Source organism: Streptomyces sp. NPDC055025 (assembly GCF_053608565.1).
On the sequence record NZ_JBSGVS010000073.1, the window covers coordinates 38250 to 43718 of the forward strand.

Below are 5469 nucleotides of genomic sequence, written 5' to 3' on the forward strand. Positions count from 1 at the left end.
TGGGCCCCGGGGGCGGCCCCCGCGCCGCGCGGGGGGGGGGCCCCCCCGGCCCCCCGCGCTCGCCCCCCGGGGGGGGGCCCGGGTGGGTGGGGCCCAGCCGCTCGGACGGCTCGCTCCGAACCCACGGGCCGGTCAGTTGACGGTCAGGACCGCCGTGTTGTTCGTGAGGTCCGGGTCGTAGCCGAAGGGGTACTCGCCGAACTCGCCGAACGCGGGGTGAATGCTCACGGCACCGGTCGCGCCTGGCACCACCGTGTCGACGCGCACCGAGAACGCGAACGTACGCTCGGTGTCCTCCAGCACCCAGTACCGCAGGTCGCAGTCGTAGCGCGGGGCGCCCGTCCGGTTCGGGTAGTAGCCGCCGCCGAGGGTGCGCGGGTAGCAGCCGGACGGCGCGCCGGTGACCTTGATGCCCTCGGGCACGATCAGCCGGACCTCGGCGACCGGGTCGCCGGAGCCGAGGTTGCCGATCCAGGCCGGGCCGTTGTTCTTGAACGTGAGCTCGGCCGTGGCCGTCTCGCCCGCCACGCCGGAGACGGCGTCACCGGTCACGGAGAAGTCCGCGGTGTTCTCCGCGCCGATCTGGAGGGTCACGTAGTCGTTCTCGGAGTCGATGTCCTGGACGCCGCCGCTCGGTTCGACGTCGATGTCGAGCCGCTCGTTCAGCGCGTGCGGGGTGAGTCGCACCGTCAGCGGCTCGGGCAGCTCGAAGGAGTCGCCCGGCGCCAGCACCTGGTCGAACGTGCAGACCGCGGTGCTCGACGGTGCGTAGTCCTCGCCGTCCGACGTGGTGTAGGCGCAGGCGTCGTACCGGGTCAGATCCGTCAGGCCGTACGAGGCGTACAGCTTGACGGTGAACCCGTCCGCGCTCTCGTTGCCGTTGTTGGTGACCTTGAACGGGATCGTCCGCTCGTCGCCGGGCCGACCGGCCTCGATGCCGGCGACGGGGTCGATGGCGAGGTCGGGCCCGGCGCCGACGGTGAGCGTGGTGTCGAAGCTCTCGTGCGGCGCGGTGAGCGTGCCGTCAGGCCCGCCGGTGGCCGTCGCCGCGTAGGTGATCCTGGCCTGCGTGCCGACCTCGACGCCGTCGGCCGCGCGCACCGTCAGGAACACCTGGTCCTCGTAGTCGCCTCCGATCGCGGGCACCACGGGGATGTCGCACACCGCGGTCGTGCCGCTCGGCGCGCAGTTGCCGGGCCAGATGACCTCGGCGACCCCGGCGAGGTCGGAGACGTCGACCGTGAGCCTGCCGTCGGTCACCGTGAAGCTCTCGTTGTCGTGGTAGATGCCGACGCCGAGGGTGCGGGACTGCGGCTGACCGCCGTCGGTGCCGAGCGGCAGCGTTTGCTCGTACGGCGCGTTGATCCACAACTGGTCGGTCTGCGGCGGGTCGTCGTCGGCGAACGCGGGCGTGGCGAGCCCGGCGGTCAGCAGACCGGCCGCCATCGCTACGGCGGCGCCGGATCTGAGACGTACCGGGCGTCCAGCAGAGAACAGTCTCATTGCTACCCCCAAGGGTGTGGTAATGCGACTGACGCGCCGGCAGCTCCGGCGCACCGGAGGGATCATCACATGGCAGGGGATCATGCCGCGCCTCAGTTTTTCGCCCGGTCGGAGACCACCCGGCCGCCGGCCAACCCGCTCGCTTCTCCTGAGCACATCGAGCACATCAAGGGCATCAAGGGCCCCAAGGCATCAAGGACTTGGACGGCTGGACGCCGCGCCGGCCGAGGCACTCCGCGCTCACCCACGACGCCGAGGACGGCACCGCCACCCCATGCCGCTTGCGCGGCGGCGGCAGTCGACCGAGGCGCGTGAAGCAGCGCCATCCCGCTCCGGGACCGGTGCGTGAACCCTCCCGGGGTGATGAGGACGCGCGTTCTCTGACGCAGTCCCGCCGTACATAGACAGGGGCCCATGACCTCAGCGAGGGAGGAACGCCCGCGCGCTGCTCGCCGGGGCCTCACGCCGATGGGTACGGCTGCTGCCGTGGGGCATTGCGTTCCTGCTGTTCTTCGCCCTGCTGCCCGCCACCATCCAGGTGCTCGGTGCCGACTACGGCCTGAACGGCGGCATCGCGAGCGGCCTGGCCGTTGTGCAGACGGCACCGCTGCTGCTCGCCGTCGTCCGTTCGCCGCGGGCCTGGTACATGGTCTTCGCCGCGGACGTGGCCGGGGCGCTCGTCCTGCTCGCCGTCGACTTCGAAGAGCGGCTGGTGTGGCCGTTCCCGCCTATGGAGATCGTCGGGTACGTCGGCCTCTGCCTGGCCCTCGGCCTGCGCGAGCCGCGCCGGACGCTGCTGCCGCCCTGCCGGATTTCATGCCCATGACGTGAGCCTGGCCCCACCCCCGCTCGGCGCTTTGTCCAGCGTGCCCGAGATGGCGTGGACCGGTGACCGGACGGCTCGGTCGCGGACGATCCTCGCAGGTCATCGGACTCGAACATCACTTGATGGAGCCAGTCGCACAGGACCTGGGACCTGCTCGGCTTCCGCCGGCGAGCGGCGGCGCCGGGTTGGGATCCGCACCTCGCCCCCCACGGCCGCCGCTGGATCCTCCGCCCCCTAAGGTGCGGAGTGGACCCGTTTGTACTGTGCGGACCTGAAAATTTGGAAGGAAAGCCGTTGTGAAGACCTTTACCCTGCCCGGCACCGACATCCTCGCACCGAACGTCGTGCTCGGCCTGATGCGTATCGCCGACAAGTCCGACGAGGACATCCGCGAACTCGTCCGCACCGGGCGCGACGCGGGCATCGACTTCGTCGACCACGCCGACGTATACGGAAGCGAGCTTCACGAATGTGAACGCCGCTTCGCCGACGCGATGGCGCTGAGCCCGTCGCAGCGCGACGAGATCACGATCCAGACCAAGGCCGGAATCGTGCCGGACGGCCCGTACTTCGACTTCTCCTACGAGCACATCGTCAAATCGGTCGAGGGCTCACTCGCGGCACTGCGGACCGACCGCATCGACATCCTGCTGCTGCACCGCCCCGACGCGCTCGTCGAGCCCGAAGAGGTCGCCCGCGCCTTCGACGAGCTCGAATCCTCGGGGAAGGTGCGCGCCTTCGGTGTCTCGAACCAGACCCCACGCCAGATCGACCTGCTGCGCAAGTACGTGCGCCAGCCCATCGTGGCCAACCAGCTTCAGCTCTCGATCACCCACGGGCCGATCATCGCTCAAGGGGTCTCCGCGAACATGCTCGCGGAGCAGCAGTCGGTCACCCTCGACGGCGGAGGCATCGTCGACTACTGCCGTCTGAACGACATCACCATCCAGGCGTGGTCTCCCTTCCAGGCCGGTTTCTTCACGGGCGTCTTCCTCGGCTCGCCGGACTACCCCGAGCTCAACGCCGTTATCGACCGTCTCGCCGGCCAGTACGACGTCCCCGCGATCGCGATCGCGACCGCCTGGATCACCCGCCACCCCGCTCAGATGCAGGTCGTACTGGGCACCACCAGCCCGGAGCGCGTCGCGGGCGCCGCCCAGGGCTCCGAACTCCCGCTCACCCGGGCCGAGTGGTACGAACTGTTCCGCGCCGCGGGCCACATCGTCCCCTGAATCCGGCCTGGTCATCACCACCTGACCATCCGGAACCGGACCGCATGGGCCGGTGTGGCCCAGACAGCTGATCCTCAAGACAAGGTGTGCGGAACGCGCGGCTCAACCCACAACGCGCCCGCACCGTTCGGCGGCTACCGAACTCCGCCCGGTAGCCGCCGAACCACCCTGAAGCCCTTCGCCCCGCGCACCGACGCCCTGATACCTCGGCGCTCACGGACCGGAGCGACCGGAGGAGACGGGGACTCCGCACCGGACCGGCATCACGCTCGCCCCCTCACGGTCAAGATCCGTGAGGCCGCACCCGAGCCGACGACCACCGGCCGCCCACGGCCTCCTGTTCGCCGAGGAGGCATGCTGCCCCATAGGGGTGGACACCATGAAGGCCCCGGCCTCATCCTCAGCCGCCCACACACAACGCTCGGCTGGCACACCCCGGCCGAGAGCCTGTCTCAACCGCTCGCCACCACATGTCAGTGATCACGTGTTGCGACGACCCCTGGATTTCGCCTCTCGGTCGGGGCGCTCCGTCACGTCCGGTGTTGCCTTGGGCGTCTCAGGGTTCACCAGGGGCATTCCACGTAGCTGCCTCCATCCGGCAGCTTCGCGTCCCAGATCCAGCCCTTGAGGACCAGGTTGCTGTAGTACGCGGTCACGTGTGTCCACGTGTTTTCGTAGCTGTTGGAGGTGAAGCAGTCGTATACGACCCTTGTCCCTGGGGTCAGGCTGTATCCAGGTGTGCAGTCCGAGTACGGGCCCCGCTGGTGGAGTGTCGCACTCTGGGTGAGTCTCGTTTCCGTGCCGTCCACGCTTTTCCAGGAAGCCGTCTGGCACGCTGCCGCGCCGGATGAGGCCGCGTGGGCTGGCGCGGCGGCTGCGTCGGCGAGGAGCGCGGTGCTGAATACGGTGCTGGCCATGGCATGGCGAAGACGCATGGGTTCCCCCTGGTGGCTGGGCTTCCGACGCCCCGTTGATGCGGCGGTCCGGTCAGCGTCTCCGGTCGGTCTTGTGGATTCCTTGGCGAGACCTTGAATGCGCTGGTCGCGTCTCCGGACCCGGGTTCGCACGGCCTCCTTGGGGGCAAGCGGGTGTCGACAAGGGATCCGTCGTCGGCATTCGGCGGCGGTGTCCGGCGTGCCGACGAACGGTGGCGGGGACGATGACGATGGCAGTGTCGAGGAACATCGCGGGATCGGCGCCGACCTCAGCCGGGGGTTCGCGAAGCATTGCAGCGGACGGCACCGCATGGGGCGCCGACTACTCGCCGTCGGCCGCGGGCCCGGTGTGGGCTACGGGCACATCCAGCAGTACAAGCCCTGCTCCTGAGCCACGGCTCGCTCCGCGAGGGAGGCCAACCGCCTGAGGAACCCGGCGAGGTGGTCCGCGTCAGGCGGTGTCGCGAAGCGACCTGAGCGGGCCCAGCCTTGGGCGACGTCGTCCAGAAACTCCCGGTCGACGCTCGCGAGTGCGTCACGGAAGGCATCCGTGAGGGACACGCTGACAAGCTCACTGTCCCCCACCATGGCGACCAGGTGGCCGTACCGGGGGTCGGACTTGATGACGCCCGCGGGTCGGCCTGTCAGGACCACCTCGACAGTCAGTAGGTCGACGACCGGGTCGATGCCCTTCACCACGAGCTGGTCGTACCCGCTCCCGCCGGGCTCGCCGTCCACGCGCCTGACCGCTCGGCCGGCATCCTGATCGTCCGCGGCGGCGTAGTAACCGAAAACAACTCCCACGCACCCGATCATGACACCCACTGACGACAGTCGGACCACGTCGCGTCAGTCCAGCGCTTCGCGGTGTTCCGACGACTCACCTCGGTGTGACCGGTTCTCATGACATGCGTCTCGCTGTCCGGGAAGCCCGGCACGGAGGGCCCCTGGGCGGCGGTGCGCCGCCCAGGGG

General features: G+C 69.6%; 4 protein-coding genes. 2 read left to right on the forward strand and 2 right to left on the reverse strand.

The genetic code is table 11. The features are described from left to right. Positions 1–132: 132 nt before the first annotated feature. A complete protein-coding gene (locus ACWGDX_RS33405) occupies positions 133–1503 on the reverse strand; it encodes a CARDB domain-containing protein (RefSeq protein WP_453631711.1) in 1371 nt (456 codons plus the stop codon). 538 nt (positions 1504–2041) lie between these two features. On the opposite strand from ACWGDX_RS33405, the gene ACWGDX_RS33410 reads away from it, so the two are divergent. Together ACWGDX_RS33410 and ACWGDX_RS33415 are read left to right on the forward strand one after the other, a co-directional pair. Further along, positions 2042–2329 (forward strand): hypothetical protein, encoded by a 288-nt coding sequence (locus ACWGDX_RS33410; RefSeq protein ID WP_453631713.1) that lies wholly within the window; start codon positions 2042–2044, stop codon positions 2327–2329. 296 nt (positions 2330–2625) lie between these two features. Further along, positions 2626–3561 (forward strand): aldo/keto reductase, encoded by a 936-nt coding sequence (locus ACWGDX_RS33415; protein ID WP_453631714.1) that lies wholly within the window; start codon positions 2626–2628, stop codon positions 3559–3561. Positions 3562–4850: 1289 nt separating this feature from the next. On the opposite strand, the gene ACWGDX_RS33420 is transcribed toward ACWGDX_RS33415, so the two are convergent. Further along, positions 4851–5300: a hypothetical protein gene (locus ACWGDX_RS33420; protein ID WP_453631716.1), complete on the reverse strand. Its 450-nt coding sequence runs from the start codon at positions 5298–5300 to the stop codon at positions 4851–4853. Between the last annotated feature and the right edge of the window lie 169 nt (positions 5301–5469).

What these genes read in the sequence shown, in the direction of transcription:
- ACWGDX_RS33405 (WP_453631711.1), bottom strand. Translation starts at nt 1,503, where the DNA reads ATGAGACTGTTCTCTGCTGGACGCCCGGTACGTCTCAGATCCGGCGCC.